The sequence below is a fragment of the Paenibacillus vandeheii genome (genome assembly GCF_030433635.1).
Classification (GTDB): Bacteria; Bacillota; Bacilli; order Paenibacillales; family Paenibacillaceae; genus Paenibacillus; species Paenibacillus vandeheii.
This window is the reverse complement of sequence record NZ_JAROCD010000001.1, coordinates 236,809-252,328: the sequence shown is the minus strand read 5'-3', so window position 1 is coordinate 252,328 and position 15,520 is coordinate 236,809. Positions and strand designations below refer to the sequence as shown.

The 15,520-nt window shown below is 49.7% G+C and carries 15 protein-coding genes; 6 read left to right on the top strand and 9 right to left on the bottom strand.

The features are described 5' to 3' along the window. Nucleotide 1 precedes the first annotated feature (1 nt). A complete protein-coding gene (locus P5G61_RS01090; protein WP_024628536.1) occupies nt 2-631 on the top strand; it encodes a YfbR-like 5'-deoxynucleotidase in 630 nt (209 codons plus the stop codon). 52 nt (nt 632-683) lie between these two features. Here P5G61_RS01090 and P5G61_RS01085 read toward each other — a convergent pair whose 3' ends face one another. Continuing rightward, nucleotides 684-1,436, bottom strand: a complete 753-nt coding sequence (locus P5G61_RS01085; protein ID WP_301243509.1) for a response regulator transcription factor — start codon at nt 1,434-1,436, stop codon at nt 684-686. Next, nucleotides 1,426-3,327 (bottom strand): cache domain-containing sensor histidine kinase, encoded by a 1,902-nt coding sequence (locus P5G61_RS01080; protein WP_301243507.1) that lies wholly within the window; start codon nt 3,325-3,327, stop codon nt 1,426-1,428. The genes P5G61_RS01085 and P5G61_RS01080 overlap by 11 nt, the downstream gene beginning before the upstream one ends. A 176-nt stretch (nt 3,328-3,503) precedes the next feature. Here P5G61_RS01080 and P5G61_RS01075 point away from each other — a divergent pair, with 176 nt between their 5' ends. The 5 genes from P5G61_RS01075 to P5G61_RS01055 all read left to right on the top strand — a co-directional run bounded on the left by P5G61_RS01075 (nt 3,504) and on the right by P5G61_RS01055 (nt 8,122). Next, complete coding sequence (locus P5G61_RS01075) at nt 3,504-4,805, top strand: ABC transporter substrate-binding protein (RefSeq protein WP_301243505.1); 1,302 nt, start codon at nt 3,504-3,506, stop codon at nt 4,803-4,805. Between the two features lie 101 nt (nt 4,806-4,906). Beyond that, nucleotides 4,907-5,779, top strand: coding sequence for a carbohydrate ABC transporter permease (locus tag P5G61_RS01070; protein ID WP_024628540.1), 873 nt, complete (start codon nt 4,907-4,909; stop codon nt 5,777-5,779). Continuing rightward, nucleotides 5,780-6,604: a carbohydrate ABC transporter permease gene (locus tag P5G61_RS01065; RefSeq protein ID WP_079349693.1), complete on the top strand. Its 825-nt coding sequence runs from the start codon at nt 5,780-5,782 to the stop codon at nt 6,602-6,604. A gap of 100 nt (nt 6,605-6,704) precedes the next feature. Further along, nucleotides 6,705-7,124, top strand: coding sequence for an Rrf2 family transcriptional regulator (locus P5G61_RS01060; RefSeq protein WP_301243501.1), 420 nt, complete (start codon nt 6,705-6,707; stop codon nt 7,122-7,124). 140 nt (nt 7,125-7,264) lie between these two features. Beyond that, nucleotides 7,265-8,122 (top strand): SDR family oxidoreductase, encoded by an 858-nt coding sequence (locus tag P5G61_RS01055; protein ID WP_301243499.1) that lies wholly within the window; start codon nt 7,265-7,267, stop codon nt 8,120-8,122. A 503-nt stretch (nt 8,123-8,625) separates the two neighbouring features. On the opposite strand, the gene P5G61_RS01050 is transcribed toward P5G61_RS01055, so the two are convergent. The 7 genes from P5G61_RS01050 to P5G61_RS01020 all read right to left on the bottom strand — a co-directional run bounded on the left by P5G61_RS01050 (nt 8,626) and on the right by P5G61_RS01020 (nt 15,494). Then, nucleotides 8,626-9,162, bottom strand: coding sequence for an RNA 2'-phosphotransferase (locus P5G61_RS01050; RefSeq protein WP_301243497.1), 537 nt, complete (start codon nt 9,160-9,162; stop codon nt 8,626-8,628). An 88-nt stretch (nt 9,163-9,250) separates the two neighbouring features. Continuing rightward, nucleotides 9,251-9,694 (bottom strand): Imm48 family immunity protein, encoded by a 444-nt coding sequence (gene imm48, locus P5G61_RS01045; RefSeq protein WP_024628546.1) that lies wholly within the window; start codon nt 9,692-9,694, stop codon nt 9,251-9,253. A 143-nt stretch (nt 9,695-9,837) separates the two neighbouring features. After that, nucleotides 9,838-11,430, bottom strand: a complete 1,593-nt coding sequence (locus P5G61_RS01040; protein ID WP_301243494.1) for an FAD-dependent oxidoreductase — start codon at nt 11,428-11,430, stop codon at nt 9,838-9,840. Then, complete coding sequence (locus P5G61_RS01035) at nt 11,420-12,373, bottom strand: ROK family protein (protein ID WP_301243492.1); 954 nt, start codon at nt 12,371-12,373, stop codon at nt 11,420-11,422. Before P5G61_RS01035 ends, P5G61_RS01040 begins: the two co-directional genes overlap by 11 nt. Before the next feature lie 28 nt (nt 12,374-12,401). Continuing rightward, complete coding sequence (locus tag P5G61_RS01030) at nt 12,402-13,229, bottom strand: MurR/RpiR family transcriptional regulator (protein WP_301243490.1); 828 nt, start codon at nt 13,227-13,229, stop codon at nt 12,402-12,404. Next, on the bottom strand, nt 13,207-13,923 hold the full coding sequence (locus P5G61_RS01025) for an N-acetylmannosamine-6-phosphate 2-epimerase (RefSeq protein WP_301244286.1): 717 nt from the start codon (nt 13,921-13,923) through the stop codon (nt 13,207-13,209). The genes P5G61_RS01030 and P5G61_RS01025 overlap by 23 nt, the downstream gene beginning before the upstream one ends. Nucleotides 13,924-13,928: 5 nt before the next feature. After that, a complete protein-coding gene (locus P5G61_RS01020; protein WP_301243488.1) occupies nt 13,929-15,494 on the bottom strand; it encodes a DUF4127 family protein in 1,566 nt (521 codons plus the stop codon). Nucleotides 15,495-15,520 lie beyond the last annotated feature (26 nt).

Sequence of the window (15,520 nt, the reverse complement as noted above, 5' to 3'; positions counted from 1 at the left end):
TATGGGAATTCATACGTACTTCAGGTCACTCAACGATCTTGAACGCATCATTCGTACCCCGGGAAAATTCAAATTCGAGGAACACAGCGTATCCGCTCACTCCTGGAAAGTCGTGCAGTATGCCAAAACACTTGCCGATATTGAGGAACAGCATGGGGTCGCTATTGATTGGAAAAAACTTTACGAAATCACCAGCAGTCATGATTATGGCGAAATCTTCATCGGTGATATCAAAACACCAGTCAAACATTATTCACTGGAGCTTCGTTCAATGCTGCAGCAGGTGGAAGAAGGCATGGTTGCGCATTTTATTAACGAAAATATTCCTGAGGAATTCCAGCCCATATTCCGCAGACAGCTGCGTGAAGGCAAAGACAACTCGGTTGAAGGACTCATTCTGGAAGTAGCCGACAAAATGGATCAGGTGTACGAAGCGTTTGCTGAACTGCAACGTGGCAATACCGAAAAGGAATTTATCGTCATGTATCGATATGCCCTGATCAAAATCAAAAATATTGATCTCCACTGTGTACACTATTTCCTCGAACATATTCTCCCCGACATCATTGAGGAAGGCAACCGCTCCCCATTCGATATCCGCCAAATCACGGAAGATGCTTTGTCACAATAATCAGCTCCAGTCATCGTGGTTCTTCAAGAACCATGGACAGGGCTTTTTTTCGTTATAGCAGCTGTTGGCGATACTCGCTGGGATACAGTCCTGTCTTGTTTTTGAAAATACGGCTAAAATAATGGGAATCGCTATACCCCACCGCTTTGCCTACAGCCTTGATATCCATTTCTTTAAAGGTCGCTAGCATGCGCTTTGCTTCGTTGATTCGAAGCCCGGTCATGTATTTGAGCGGGGTTTCACCCGTCACCTTTTTGAAACACTTCCCCAGGTAATCCACGCTGAAATGCAACTGTCCTGCCATGTCTTGCAACGTAATTTCATGCATATAATTCTGTTTCAGATACAGCTTGACTGCCTCTGCAATATCCTCCGGCTTTACCTGTTCATCCAGCATTGCACTAACATGTGCCAGTGAGTCTCCTGCACTGCCGAGCTTTAATTCCATCGCATCCAGCAGCGTCCGAAGCTGTCCTTCCGTGAGGGGTTTAAGCAGATAATCCTCCACCTTGTAACTGATCGCCTGACGCGCGTATTCAAACTCATGGTGACCGCTCAGGATCACGATCTTGACATGCGGATAGGCAAAATACAGATGCTTCGCTAGTTCCAGCCCATTCATGACGGGCATCTGAATATCGGTAACAACCAGATCAGGCACTCTATGTTCAATCAGTTCCAATGCTTCCTGTCCATTCCTTGCTTCACCTATAACCTCAAACCGTGTGCTCAGCTCGCTGAATTTCCGGGATACATTGCGCCGAATTAACGCCTCATCCTCCACAATAATGGTTCTATATGTCATGACCATGAGACTCACTGTGCCCCTTTCGAATGGAACCGCCAATCGTGATGCTGACCCCGCCAGAAGAATGATTTGTAATATGCATAAAAGCCGCAGAACCATACCATAATTTGAGCCTGATCCAGATGTTTTTCAAGCCCATACCGTTAATCTCAAGTTCCGGCATACGCTCCCATTCCTGTGATTGTTGTATGTACTGCTGGATGAGCATAAGTGCCTCGGGTTCCATGCCCGGGCCGTTATCTTCGACAGTGATGCGCCATGTTTCCTGCATACTGTCCAGCTCTCCAATGATATGCAGCTTCCAGGGCGGATTATCACGCAGTCCATATTTCATGGCATTTTCCAGCAAAGGCTGAATCAGCAGCATGGGAACCTGAAGGCTCTTCATTGAGTCAGGAACATGGAATTCGTAAAGCAGATCATCCTCGAACCGAATTTTCATACACTCCAAATACCGTTCACAATAGTCGATTTCTTTTTCCAACGGAACACCGTTTTTGTTCGGAGCCGAGATGTAACGCAGCATGGATGCGATGTGACCGCAGAACACAACGATCTGTTCATTCATGCCCTCCTCTGCCATAATGCTGATGTTCGTAATGTTGTTATACAGAAAGTGAGGATTCATCTGAGACTGCAATGCCAGCAACCTGGCATCCGTTTCCTGGGATTTGATCGCCAGCATGTCCTGGAAGGACTGCACAAGCTGTTGATTCAATTGGATAAACGTATCATTCAGCTCATCCATCTCACGGATGGAACCCGGATATTCCAGCTTGAACAACTGACCAGAGTCCTGGCCTGTAGTCAGATCATGGACACCTGTTTTCTGAATAATACGCTGCAAACGATGGAGCGGCAAAGTAACGCGTTTGGATATCAGATATGAGAGGAGCAGAATAAGAATCAAGGTCACTAAAGTAGCCCCTATGAACAGAAGAGCCATGCGATTCAGATTTGCGAAAAGGGATTGTTTGGACTGCATGACGATAACTGTCCATCCCGTTTCTTGGGAGGTGGTGTAGGTCATCATTTGCTTCGAATTTCCATTGGGAGCCACCACTTCCTGCATCGTTCCTGAGTGATAAAGATGGTTCCCTATCAAGTTTACAACGTCGGAATCTATTGCCTTTAACTGCTGCTCATGGGACAAAAAAGGATATAAAAGCTCATTTCGTTCATTCAATACATACACGCTCAGTTCTTCGTTTCCGGCTTGCACATCGTTCAAATGCTGGAACAGGGCTCCGGCATCCTGCAAAATTTCGACGACTCCTTGCGAGACATAATTCCCATCCTTATACACTCGGGTAAGGGAGAGATATCGTTTGCCTGATTCCCCCTGCCCTGTTGGCATCGGTAAAGCTCCACCATCCAGTACACTTATGACACGCCAGCCATTGCGCGTCCACGTTTCCTCGTACCACGGTCTTTGGGTCAAATCTACCGACAGCTGTCCATTGAACGCGCCCGCACCCAGCATGTTACCGTTCACATCATAGATATTGGCTTGTTTGGCCGTGTTGGAACTGCTAATAATCGCCAGAATGACATCAATCAGTGTCGTTGTATCCTTGTAAAATGCCGGGTCACTGGTCATCATCTGTTTATTGTCTTCCGCTGGAGATAAGTAGTGACTGAAATGCTCCTTGACCAGGTTGGAATATACGATGTTCATAGAGAAATTGTTCATTTTGACGATTTCCTGATCCAGATTGCCCACCATCGAGTTTCCCAGCTGTTTCTGCTGTTCGGCACTGCGATTACGAATGTCATTGGCAAGGAAAACATACAAGAGGCTTGCCACAATCAGTGAAAAAACAATGAATACCGCAGAGTAGTAGGCAAACAGGCTTTGCTGAAGCGTCCTGAATCGGTACTTAACCATTTCGCACCTCGTTATTGGTTGATATCTTGCAACTTACTCGAAAATGTCCACCCAACAGGACGCTTTTGTCTATTGAGCGCTTTCTTCGTTCCGCGTAAAGTTATCCACATAAGAATACGCTTACATAAAGCGTTTCTGCAAGAGCCAATATTCTGTATCCCCTGGGAGGTTCATTGATGAGAAAACGATTTCTATTATCCCTTGTAGGTGTGCTGTTGCTGTCCAGCCTGCTTCTTGCCGGGTGCAGCACCAGTGAAAATTCTGAAGGCACAGGCAAGGTTACGCTAACCTTCGGAACAAGCCAGAGCGGCATTCCACGTACGGGAATCATGCAGACGATGGCGAAGGAGTATGAGCAGGAAACGGGTGTGAAAATTGACTTTCAGGTGGTCCCTGACGCCCAGTGGCGTGACCTGATTAAGGTCAAGCTCGCTTCTGGTGAAGCACCCGATATTTTTAATGTGGATGTAGACCCGCTTAGCATGCCCGCCAATGTTAGACCGGAGGAAAATGCCATTGATCTGACCAATGAGGAATTTACAGGACGCATGTCCGAGGAGATTTTGCCAACGGTTAGCCATAACGACAAGGTGTACGGGGTTTCTTTTGCACCATCGAAAATATGGTATGTGTACTATAACAAACGCATCTTCGAAGAGCTTGGCATTGAGCCGCCAACGTCCTATGCCGAGTTCAAAGCGATCAGCCAGAAAATCAAGGACAAGGACATCATTCCATTCTATCAGGCGCCTGCCAGCGGATGGTATCAGGTGCTGCCATTATTCGAAACCGGACCGAACTATGAGCAGGCTTCGCCGGGAACGTACGAGAAGCTAAACAACAATGAGATGAACGTCGCGGATTTGACGCAGCTCAAAACGGTCATTGAACAGCTGAAGGAGTTTGCGGATCTTGGTTACTTCGGCAAGGATTTTCTGTCCAATACGGTGGAGGCTGGAATTGAAGCCTTTGGTCAGGAGAAGGCAGCGATGCTGCTCCGGGTTCCGGGTACCGAAAAGGAAGTGTCCGAAGCTTATCCAGACATGAAAGACAATATGGGATTTTTCGTAATGCCATGGGGTGATAATCAGACTATTGGTGTGAACCCGGGTGGTTCGGCTGCGATGTTTGGCAACAAAAACAGCAAACACCCGGAAGAGGTGTTAAAGTTTTTCCGCTGGATCACCGAGCATGACCATCTGCAGCGTGTATTTGATGGCGGAGAAGGCAACCTGACCATCTGCTGGCCGGAAATTGAACCGAAGCTGACACAAGATTACATCGATTATGAGAAAACTCATGAGAAAGGTACGGTCATGCAGGCAGCTGTGAAGTATATTGATCCGCAATGGATGGATATCGGCAAGGACCTTTCCGGCATGTTCGCCGGATCGATGACCCCTGATCAGATTCTTCAAAATATTGACAAACGCCGAGCCGAACAAGCCAAGGTACTGAAAGATGAAGCTTGGCAATAACAACGCATATCCCGGCAAACTTATGAAGCTGACCACCATTGACATGCAGCGAGGCAACCCTCGCTCATGCCATTCTGGCAGGAAGGACGTTGGTACAACTTATGAATGCAAACAAAATCTATCCCTGGTATTTCTCCTCCGGAGCGATTGTGCTGTATGTGCTGTTCATTGTCGCTCCCGCCCTGCTGGGCATTTATTATTCCTTCACCGACTGGAACAGCTACAGTTCAGAGAAGAACTTTGTTGGACTTGAGCATTTCCGCACCATTCTGGCGGGTGATCCAACGTATTTACTTTTTATCAAGAATACTGTTCTGTTCACCCTGATTACATCCATCGCCAAAACCGTACTGGGCCTATTCCTAGCTCTATTGCTGGTCAGCGGTGTGAAGGCTGCGAATCTGCATAGGATGATCATATTTTCACCCCAAGTCCTGTCGTTCCTGATTGTCGGCTTGGTCTTCAAAAGCCTGCTCGATCCCAACAACGGCTTCGTTAACGTAACCCTGCGTTCACTGGGGCTGGACGCTCTGGCGCAAAACTGGCTGGGTTCCCTGACCTGGGCCATGCCATCCATCATGGCGGTGGATACGTGGAAAGGCATGGGGTATATCATGGTGCTATTTATCGCCGGACTTCTCGCCATTCCTCGCGATTATTACGAAGCGGCATCGATTGACGGTGCCGGCTTCTGGCAGAAGCTTTTTCGGATCACGATTCCGATGCTGATGCCTACAATCACGATCGCCACGGTGCTCAATATTACGTACGGGCTGCGGGTATTTGATGCGGTATATGTACTAACCAATGGTGGGCCAGGCAACGCGACAGATGTGATTAACACGGCGGTGTATTCCTCTTTTGCCAAAGGTTATTGGGGACTCGGCAGTGCATTATCCACGATTCTGTTTGTCATTATGGCGATCATCTCCTTCTTCATCATCCGCTTGATGAACCGAAAGGTGGAATACTAGATGCGAATGAAGAAACGGCTGGTTTCCATCGGGTTGAATATACTCGCCTGGCTGCTTAGCCTGGTGGTACTGATTCCTTTTGTCGTCATTGTACTGAATTCATTCAAATCCGATGCCGAAGCCAAAGTGCTGAAACTGACGCTTCCCGAAAAGTTTATTTTTGAAAATTATAGAATCGTCTATGAGCAGGGACACTTGGGTGGTTCCTTTTTCAACAGTCTGCTGCATTCAACTGCTTCTTCCCTGCTACTGGTGTTTGTTGTGGCGTTCTCGGCCTTCACTCTGTCGCGTAATTATTCGAAGCTAAGCAAGTTCCTGTACTTCTTTCTCATTCTGGGCATTACACTGCCCCTAAACTATATTCCATTAATGGAAGTCATGAAGTCGCTGGGCATGATTAATTCGCATGTGGGCATGATTCTGCTCTATACAGCTATGGGCATTCCGATCTCGCTATTTATAACGTATGCGTTTGTATCCAATATTCCGAAAGAACTGGATGAAGCGGCAATTATGGACGGATGCAACGGGTTCAAGCTGTTTCTCCGAATTATTGTGCCTTTGTTAACCTCGGTACTGGTTACGGTTTTTGTTCTTAATTTCCTGAGCGTCTGGAATGAGTTTACCGCACCACTCTACATGCTCAATACCGTCGAGATGTGGCCGATGACACTCGCTGTATATAACTTCTTCGGACAATTCAGTGCTCAGTGGAATCTGGTCAGTGCGGATATCGTGCTTACCTCCCTGCCTGTGTTGATTGTGTTCCTGATTGGGCAAAAATATATTGTGGGTGGTCTGACTTCCGGAGCTGTTAAAGGTTGAGACATGTCCGAAATGAAACTCATTCACCTGTTACTTCTAAATTTATAATTGACATCGGGTTTATTTGTAACTATTATAGTTACAACGGTGGTGATCACAAATGAAACAAATCAGCAGTCGCTTTTCCATTGCGGTTCATACGCTGTCACTCATCGCTGTTGTACCCAACGAGTGCACGGGAGATTTTATCGCGCAAAGTGTGAATACCAATCCCGTCATTATCCGGCGGATTATGTCCAAACTCAAACAAGCACGCTTGATTGAGGTCAGACCCGGCGTGGGCGGTGCCTCCTTGCTAAAGGACCCGGCAGACATCACACTTCTGGATGTATACCGTGCTCTTGAGGTCGTGGAGGACGGTGCGTTGTTTAACTTTCACAAACATCCGAATCCGAATTGTCCTATTGGCAGCATGATCGAACAAACCTTGCGTGCTGAGCTGATTGAGGCTCAGACAGCGATGGAGCAGCGCTTGAATCGTGTAACGATACAGCAGATGATGGATCAGGTTAAAGTCTGAATGAAAAAGCTCATTGCGAGCTTTTTTTAAACCTTTCGTTGTAATCACACCTGTTATAACACATACGATTACATCATATGTTTCCAATTGGTGTATCACCGAATATCAAAACAAAACATATCCCCTAGGAGGAAAAGACAATGAAAATTTTGGTTACTGGCGCAACAGGTCACTTGGGTTCACTGGTCGTAGAGGCTTTGTTAAAAACGGTATCTGCTGGGGATCTAGCTGTAAGTGTACGCAACCCGGAGAAAGCTGACGCCCTTCGTGCTCAAGGCGTTGACATTCGTCACGGTGATTTCGATCAACCCGAAACGCTGGAAAAAGCATTTGCAGGGGTAGATCGGCTGCTGCTGATCTCCACCGATGGTGACAACGAGACGCGTATTCGCCAACATCAGGCTGCCGTGAATGCTGCCAAGAAAGCAGGCGTTGGATTTATCGCTTATACCAGCGTTGTGAATGCAGAGAAAAACACCCTTTCCTTGGCTGAAGTACATCGTGCCACTGAACAGGCTATCCGTGAATCGGGCATCCCTTATTCCTTCCTGCGTAACAATTGGTACCTGGAGAATGAAGCAGGAAGCGTTCAAGCAGTTACCCAAGGCGCACCGTGGGTGCATGCAACGAACTCCAGCCAAGTGGGCTGGGCTACTCGCAGTGATTATGCACATGCTGCTGCTGCAGTACTTACAGGTGAGGGACATGAAAATTCAGTATATGAGTTGTCCGGCAAACTGCGTACCCAAGCTGAACTCGCCGCTATTGTTGGGCAAGTGCTTGGACAGGACATTAACGTGCAAAACATGGACGATGCCGCATATGCTGACATTATGAAAGGTGCAGGTCTGCCTGACTTTGTGGTATCGATGCTTGTAGAAATGCAAAGTGCCATCCGTGAAGGCGCACTGGCTGTAGAAAGTGATACATTGGAGAAATTGCTTGGCCGTCCGGCTCAACCATTGAGCGAGGGTGTTAAAGCGATTTTGGGTAAGTAAGTTTTGAGTATGAGAGCTTTCCTGATCCGAATTCTCTCTGCTTTATAAACAGTGAAGAAGAGAATAATGAAAAAATTAAAAAGGGACACACCAACGAATGTTGGATGTGTCCCTTTTGGTGTAGCTAAGACTATAACACGATATGGAAGCTGAACAGATTACTTATTCTAGTGCGTGGTTTGAAACCCACTTAATCGGAAGCCAACCTGAACGTGTCAGCGCATGATATCTTGAATGTACAAGCAAGCGCGCACTAACGAATCGGAGGCGTCTTATTCAGGGATTTGAAGTGACCGCAGAAATCTAAGAAACCTGAGACACGCTATATCAGAATAACAGCGGTTTATTGCGGTTTTGACAGGTGGTTTCAGAAAATAACGTGTCTGAGGTTCCTTACTTATTAGAAAGAGCATCTGAAGGCGAAATAAGACGTACTGAGTTCCTTAGAAAATGGTCTACTATTCGCCAGCCAGGATTAGCCGGCTTGGACTTCAAGACCGTGCTTATTTCTCGATGTAACGTGCAGGAATGTGATCAGCCAGCCATATATTTTCATTCCCATGATAGAAGAGAAGTCCGTCCTTGACCGCTTGAGCGGCATTAATTCTCAGTATTACAGGTTGATCATCACGTCTTCGTCCCACCTGTTTGGCGGTATCGATATCTGCGGACAGATGTACATACTGCCTTTGCCGCGGCTGCAAACCTTGCTCCATAATGGGAGCAACCGACCGCAGCGGGGTGCCATGATAGAGTATTTCCGGCGGATCGGCAGGTGTTTTGGATATCTTTTGCGGGGTCGAATGACCATATAATGCCCGGATGCGGCCAGAACGGATCTCATGTCTCTTTTTCTCCGAGGCTAGAATCATCTGCTCCAGATCCACTTCCGTGACACCCTTCCACTGTGGACTTTCATGTAAAGCCACCAATAATTGCGGAATCTCTACCCAGCCCTCTTCGTCCAACTCCAGCTCATACTCCCACGGGGCGTGACGCAAGGCGTATGAGAGCTCTTTACTTAATTTCATCCAATCCATTGCCATCATCTCCCCACTCAAGTTAAACAATTCATTAGACATATATAATGACTGTACCATTACTTTAAAAGGTGTACGCTCTGCTTCTTCAGTTTCTCTCCGGTTGTACCGCCGCCAAAATCTCTTGAATGTTGCGGGCCAGCCCTTCGTCGTCCTCCTGGTTAAATTGACGGTGTCCATCAATTCCACGATGAATAATCGTGTTCATTACCGGATGAGCCTCACGGTCTGAAGCCACCCGGATCAGATCATCGGCGAAATCCACAGCCTGCTGCTCACTGTAGTTAAACGGCTTGATTAGCATCCGGATGCTCAGTGCATGAGCCTGTGGTTCCTTAAGTTGATCCCGATGAGTAATGCCGTATACCGCCCCAAAACCAAATGCAGCCATGACCTGCCGCTCCAGTTCGGTCGTTTGTTCCAAGGGCGTACCCAACAGGTCGCATATCTTATCCACCATCTGCTCCAGCTCTGAAGCAGCCGCAGCCAGAATCATGTCATTAATATCTTCAGCGTTAATAAAATCAGTCATATTGTAATTCTCCATTTCTGAGCTATATTGAATCCATTCTCTCAGACTCTATGAGAACATTGTATCGGAGTTAGGGTCATGAGTTCAAATATAATGATTAAATAGTATAAGGAGTTCTTTCCATTCTTCTACTAAAAGTCTATCTAAAACTCCCCTTCCAGCTCCGCATCTGTCCAATGAAGCTGAACACCCTGCCGAATTAGCTGCTCCTGATAGGCGTGAAGATGCTCCGTCGAAGCCCTCACCTCAGAGGGTTCAACTTGCTGTGCAATGGCATAAGCGGCAAGGGTTCCGGCAGCCTCGCCAATATTCCATTCGGTGGGATGCAGACGGTAACAACCGTTCGCAATCTGGGTCATGGAGATATTTTTGCAAGCTGGGAGCAAGTTCTTAACTCGCACCGGGATGAGTGCACCCAGCGGGATCTCATAGGGATGGTTTGGGATATAAAAGGTCCGCTGGCTCACGGTTGTCGGATGGAGATCGAGATGATAACTTCCTACCCCCACACTGTCCTGGTAACGTTTGGCCCCCTCTGCTCCGCGCAACTCCTTGCTCACATCATGCTCGGTAATGGTATATAATCCTCGGATTCGCCGTGATTCCCGAATATACGGGGCTTTCGCAAGACCGTCCTCCGTACCGAGCACATCTCCACGCAGCCTTACGCCCGGATAACCCTGTCCGCCGTCCAGACGGGGAGCTTCGGTCTGAAGCCAGTATACTAAGGAAAGGGTGAGTTGCCTCGCCCCTTCCAGATGCTGCTCACGTTCCTCCGGCGATACGCCAATGATCGGCCCGGCGTAATAATCGTTCAGTGCCCAGTTAAGCAACGTGACTTCACCATCATTCAGTGGCTTTGTCCAGATAGCCGGGTCAACGATCCGCCGATAATCCCACAAGGAGACAATGCCCTGATCATTCGGGAACATCGTGAACTTCTTCAGCTTGGAGGTATCATTCGCATCCGAAGCGTACCAGCTCAAAATCGGATACAGTGAGAACGAAGGAACATACTGACGCCAGTAATCATAATTCTGCGGGCGGGGGATCTTGAAGTCTCCACCCGGTACAAAATCCACCGCCGCCACATGGGTAATCGACTGCATGTCTAGCGGGTCCGCATCTTCCAGGGCATGCGGCTCACCCGTATCCCGCTGAGATTCCGCCCCACTTACATGCTCAACTCCGGCAAGGGGAAGCAAATCGCCGCATTCTGTGGCATCCAAGTAATAGGCACCCTGGAGCTTAATCAATCTCCCGCTTCCCCCTTCACGCACAGTCACGCCTGTCACCCGCTCACCTGCTGTATCCACATGAACTGGCACGGTATGATAGAGCACCTCGATCCGGCCGGTATTCACGTAAGGGGCCAGCATTTCATGCAAAACGGCAAGCGCGACCTTCGGCTCATGCGCCAAGCGGCTCACCCAGCCATTACCGGGATTGAGAACAGGATTGCTCTTGGCAGCATCCGTAAGGGGGTAGTTCCTTCTGTAATAATCCCTGACCCTGCTGCGGAACTCGCGGTACGATGCAGTACTGCCAGATTGTTCAATCCAGCGGTGCTCATCCGGCGGCACTGCCTGTGAGGTTAATTGACCGCCAAGCCAGTCCGTCTCTTCCGTCAAAAGCACCCTCTGCCCAGCCTTCGCTGCAGCCAGCGCAGCAGCCGTCCCACCAAGACCTCCACCAATAATGATGATGTCACTGCGTTTCTCCTGTTCAATTCTCATGCTTTGTCTCCTCCCCTTCACTGCCGCCAGACCAGCCAACACCCTCCTCGTGCAGGCGTTCAAATGCCAGCTGCGCCGCCCCGAAACAGCCTGCCCAGTTACCGAGTTCTGCTACGGATACCCGGTCTGCTAACCCGACACTGGTTAGCTTAGCAGTAAGCATCGGCCACCATATAGCCTGATCTTGGGTCACTCCACCGCCAAGAATAATTACCTCGGGATCTACCGAGGCAGCGATATTCTCAACAACCAAAGCCAAATCAGCTATGTAACGCTCCAAAATGTACAGTGCCGCTGCTTCTCCCTGGTCCGCAGCGGTCATAATCTCTCGACCATGAGTATAGATGTTGTCCTTCTCTTCCCGCGCCAACCGCAGCAGTGCGCTACCGGAAATATATTGCTCCACGCAGCCGCGTTTACCACAATTACAGGGCCGACCTTCAGGCACCAGCACGCTGTGTCCCCAATCGCCTCCACGCCAGTTTACACCCCGCAGCAGCCTGCCAAATGCCATGTTTGCCCCTCCGACCCCTGTACCAAGAGTCAGCATCACCAGGTTCTGCTTACCGCGGCCAGTACCAAGCCACGCCTCGCCGAGCAGTGCAGCATTAGCGTCGTTATCGGCAGTCGAAGGCAGGCCAAATTCCCCGGTTGCCCACTCGGTTAGCGGCATTCCCTGCCAGCCAGGTAAATTGTTCGTAGCGTGGATCACTTCTCCCGTTTCCACATTCACCCTCCCCGCTGAGGCAATGCCCAGTGCCTCCACTTCTCCATAGCTAGACAGCAGTTCACCTACTAACCCACAGAGCTGACCAAGTACGACGTTCCGCCCCAGCCTGGCCTCTGTTGCATACGTAGCCTCCGCCAGAACAGCTCCGGCTTCATTGACCACAAGCCCCTTGATGCCTGTGCCTCCTACATCCACGCCAATAACCTGCGGCATCTGCTTTCCCCCTATTCACATCAACACTTCAATAAATACGGTCGATAACCGCCCTCGCCGTTAATTCCTTCATCTTTTTGGTCTCTTCGCCATGCTGACGCTCCAGTCCCTGGCAGAGCAGGTCGATAATGAACAGCTGAGAGATTTTAGCGCCTACAGAACCGCCTTCAAGGGGAGACTCCTTCCCGGCGGTCAAGAGCAGGATATCCGCAATGGAAGCAATCGGAGATTTGGCATAGTTGGTCATGGCAATCACCTTAGCCCCATTTTGTTTGGCCTTCATCAGCATATCGTTGGTATCCAGTGTACTGCCGGACACGCTGATACCAAAAGCCACATCCCCTTCTCCCATCGTTACCGCCATCATGGACTGGATATGACTGTCGGAATTCGCTTCCGCACGCCGCCCGATGCGCAGAAAGCGGTTCTTGGCATCCATAGCGGTAATGCCTGACGAGCCTACACCGAAAAATTGCACATGACGTGCGCCATCCAGGCACTTCACCGCCTGCTCCAACTGCTCCCGATCCAGCATACCCAAGCTGGATTGCAGCACACCAACCATGGAGGCATACAGATGGTCAGCGTAATCGTCCTCTCCCTGCTCGCCGTCTGACTGGTATTGCCGTTTCGGCAGCCCTTGGGCCAGCATTAGCTTGAAATCCTGGTAGCCTTTAAACCCGATTTTGCGGCAAAATCGCATCACTGTGGTCTCTCCGGTACCGGCAAAATCAGCCAGCTCGGTCACAGAAAGATAGATGATATTGTCCGGGTTTTCCAGCACACAACGGGCCACTTTCTGCTCTGATCTGGTCATGGAAGGATAATACGTATTAATTCGGTCGTTCATTTCCATTGCTCTTCATCCTCACTTTTCTGGTCGCTGCTGCAAACTGCCGGGTGATCAGCTGTGGCCGGGTGATCGCGGAGCCTACCACAACAGCGTATGCCCCCAGATCAAACGCAACTTCCACCTGGGAGGGCTGACTGATCCGTCCTTCGGCAATGACCGGAATCTTCAACCGTTGTGCGGACATCTCCAGCAGCTCCAAATTCGGTCCTTCCTGCTGCCGGGAATACGATGTATAACCTGATAAGGTAGTCGAAACACAGCTCACTCCAAGCGATTCAGCGTATAAAGCTTCCTCCAGAATGGAGATGTCGGCCATGGAAGATGCCCCACTTGCGTTCAGATAAGTGGTGATTTGCTCCAATGTATGATTATCCGGTCTGTTCTGGCGGGTCGCATCAAATGCAATGATATCTGCGCCGGCCTCCAGCAGCTCGTCAATTTCTCTGAGCGTTGGCGTGATGTATACAGCAGAATCCGGGTAATTCCGTTTCACGATGCCAATAACCGGCAGCGAAACCGCTTGCTTGATTGCACGCACATCAGCTGCCCCGTTCGCCCGAATGCCAGCGGCCCCACCTTCCTCCGCAGCCGCAGCCATCCGGGCCATCATCGCCGCGCCATGCAGCGGTTCGTCAGCCAACGCCTGGCAGGAGACAATCAGCCCCAAATGCAGTTTCTCCAGCACTACTTTAGTCAGGGTTCTCACCCTCTCTCTTCTATTCTGCTTCCCTTGATATGGCTGGATGGCATGAACCGCACACACAAGCCCACCTCGAACATCCGGTTCCACGGCATATAACAGTCGGTAATCTGGACGCTCCCCTCCGCACTGTCAATCCGCTCAGCGAGCTCCTGGCGCAGCCGTTCCTCTACCCGAGCGGCAATACGGCCGCGAGGCCCATCCAGCAAATATTTGCCGTAGCCCATATCCTGCACGGGCCCATTGCTAAGCTCTCCCCGCACGACTGAACAATAGCAGACATCCTCAGCATACCGGAGGGCCAGGAAATCAAGATGCGACGGTGTACGACCATAGAGCAGATAAATCATGGCCTGCGAAATGACGGTTCCAAGCGAGTTGGAGCTGGTATTCCAGGCGGCGTATCCAGCCAAATCAAATAACATGTTTTTTTGCCGCAGCATCTTGACCAGCTTCTGATCCCCACCATTGGCATATCCGACATCCGCTACAGCGACTGGCTTCTCCTTGCTCCTGAGTAGAAAATGTCCATATTCAACTAGTTCCATCAGATTCCGGTATACATCATAGCTGTAAAAAGAATGCTGCTGCGACACCGCCTCTGCCATCGTCTCCCCCGGTGTGCTGATCAACAGCACCAGATCTGCTTCAGCCGCACTGGGCACAATCAGCCCCCCTGCAGCCAAAATCTGATATTTCAGCGTCTCATAGAAAAACCGATCCTCGAACAGCGGCGTAACAAACGCCCCCTGAACAGAAGACAACCGTGGGTACACCAGCGGCATCTGGCCGCGAGCCTTGTTCATCATTCTAGTGAGCAATACGCAGCCAACTTCGTCCGCACCGGGATACATATAGACTTTAAGTTCCAGATCAAGGGCCGTAATACTTGACCGCACTTTCTCCTGATCCTTGGCTGTATGTCCATAAGGCGCCGAATCATCCTGCGGAACAATCATGAACTCGATAATTCCTTCCTGAGCCAAGGCCAACACTTGTTTGTTCGCTTCAATATTGATCGCCCTGCGTCCAAGGTAATCTTCCAGCACTTCCGTTGGTAGACGGTTATCGATATCAGCCAGCTCGCGGATCTCCTCTTCAGTCGCCATCCCAAGTTCCAGCCGATGGCTGATGAAACCTTTTCGAAAAATCTCCCGTCCCCAGTCGGCGTAATAATCCGGCTCCTCATCTGACAGAGAATATTGCGGGCAGCGCATAATCAGTTGAAACGCATACAGGGTTAGCTGCGGATACCGCTGCTTAATGCCCCGCAGCCGCTCCAGACGGGCAGTCAGTTCATCCAGCTGCAGCTGGTGCAGCCTTGAAGGAATGATCCCGCCATAGAGCAGCGTATCCAGTGCAACGACTGCTCCGTCCGCCCCGGCACAGTTCTCCTCAAACCAGGCCCACAACTGCTCCACATCGCCCGGACGCTTTTTCAGACCCATGAGTTCAAGCGGGGGCCGCTCCAATGAAAATTCCGTTCCTTGCGCCAATAAATACGGAAACTCATAGTTGCAAGGCCGCTCATCCAGCGGGACAAATGTTAGCTTAAACTGCTTCGGCATGAATGCCATCACCCTTTCTGTGTTTC